This window comes from Quyinboa ferrireducens, assembly GCF_042436675.1.
In the GTDB taxonomy this organism is placed as follows: domain Bacteria; phylum Bacteroidota; class Bacteroidia; order Bacteroidales; family UBA5342; genus JBHJHP01.
The window spans coordinates 1-1,945 of sequence record NZ_JBHMVA010000031.1 but is presented as its reverse complement, the minus strand read 5'-3'; the positions used below and the strand labels follow the sequence as shown (position 1 = coordinate 1,945).

At 48.4% G+C, this 1,945-nt stretch carries 1 protein-coding gene and 1 rRNA gene; one reads left to right on the top strand and one right to left on the bottom strand.

Features of this window, described 5'->3' with window-relative positions; all coding sequences use genetic code 11:
- Positions 1-77: 77 nt before the first annotated feature.
- Positions 78-1,597: ribosomal RNA gene (locus ACE01N_RS19930) — 16S ribosomal RNA — on the bottom strand.
- A gap of 108 nt (positions 1,598-1,705) precedes the next feature.
- Here ACE01N_RS19930 and ACE01N_RS19925 point away from each other — a divergent pair.
- The coding region (locus ACE01N_RS19925) for a hypothetical protein (protein ID WP_380592747.1) at positions 1,706-1,945 on the top strand (240 nt) is incomplete at its 3' end.

Below are 1,945 nucleotides of genomic sequence, written 5' to 3'. Positions count from 1 at the left end.
TATAAAGCCTTATAATAAGGTAGAAAAAAACCAAGCAAACCAATCATCCCCTTGCAAATTAAGGGGTTGCTCTCCAAAAAGGAGGTGTTCCAGCCACACCTTCCGGTACGGCTACCTTGTTACGACTTAACCCCAGTCACTAGATTTACCCTAGGACGATCCTTGCGGTAACGTACTTCAGGTACCCCCAGCTTCCATGGTTTGACGGGCGGTGTGTACAAGGCCCGGGAACGTATTCACCGCGCCGTGGCTGATGCGCGATTACTAGCGAATCCAACTTCATGGAGTCGGGTTGCAGACTCCAATCCGAACTGAGACCGGCTTTCGAGATTCGCATCATATTGCTATGTAGCTGCCCTCTGTACCGGCCATTGTAACACGTGTGTAGCCCTGGACGTAAGGGCCGTGCTGATTTGACGTCATCCCCACCTTCCTCACGGTTTACACCGGCAGTCCCGTTAGAGTCCCCAGCTTAACCTGATGGCAACTAACGGCAAGGGTTGCGCTCGTTATGGGACTTAACCCGACACCTCACGGCACGAGCTGACGACAACCATGCAGCACCTTGCAAAGAGTCCGAAGAAAAAATCATCTCTGATCTATGCACTCTGCATTTAAGCCCAGGTAAGGTTCCTCGCGTATCATCGAATTAAACCACATGTTCCTCCGCTTGTGCGGGCCCCCGTCAATTCCTTTGAGTTTCATTGTTGCCAACGTACTCCCCAGGTGGTTCACTTAATGCTTTCGCTCGGCCGCATACTGTGTATCGCATACAGCTAGTGAACATCGTTTACGGCGTGGACTACCAGGGTATCTAATCCTGTTCGCTCCCCACGCTTTCGTGCATCAGCGTCAGTTGTGGCCTGGCAAGCTGCCTACGCAATCGGGGTTCTGTGTAATATCTATGCATTTCACCGCTACATTACACATTCCGCCTGCCTCGTCCATACTCAAGATATGCAGTTTCAAAGGCAATTCTACAGTTGAGCTGCAGGATTTCACCTCTGACTTATATATCCGCCTACGCACCCTTTAAACCCAATGAATCCGGATAACGCTCGAATCCTCCGTATTACCGCGGCTGCTGGCACGGAGTTAGCCGATCCTTATTCGTACGGTACATGCAGGTGGATACACGTATCCACGGTTATTCCCGTACAAAAGCAGTTTACAACCCATAGGGCAGTCTTCCTGCACGCGACATGGCTGGTTCAGGCTTGCGCCCATTGACCAATATTCCTCACTGCTGCCTCCCGTAGGAGTCTGGTCCGTGTCTCAGTACCAGTGTGGGGGACCTTCCTCTCAGAACCCCTAATGATCGTTGCCTTGGTGAGCCGTTACCTCTCCAACTAACTAATCATACGCATGCCCATCTTTTACCGCCATAACTTTAATTATTAAACCATGCGGTTCTGTAATTTTATGGGGTATTAATCCGGATTTCTCCGGGCTATCCCCCTGTAAAAGGTAGGTTGCATACGCGTTACGCACCCGTGCGCCGCTCTCATAGATAGCAAGCTATCTAATCCCGCTCGACTTGCATGTGTTAGGCCTGTCGCTAGCGTTCATCCTGAGCCAGGATCAAACTCTTCGTTGTAGTTATATATTTCCTTAGAGCTTCGATCCCCTCGCTCTTCAATTGAATGACGGTTCGCTTGTTTTAAATTTCTTTTCTTACCTTATTATAAGACTTTACAATTCCTCAATGAACGTTTACGCTCTTTATTGCGCCTTTCGTTTTTTTTCACCCCTTTCAACCACTCTAAATCACCTAAGCGCAGGGCCCGGTTTTTTATTGGCCGAAAAAAGTGTGGCAAAATTAATACTTCTTTCCTTTGCCTCCAAATCATTAATGATTTATTTTTTACCAAAACTCAAGACTAACTCTCCAGGGCCTCTACCCCTTCCAAAAGCGGCTGCAAAGAAAATCATTATTATCCCATTT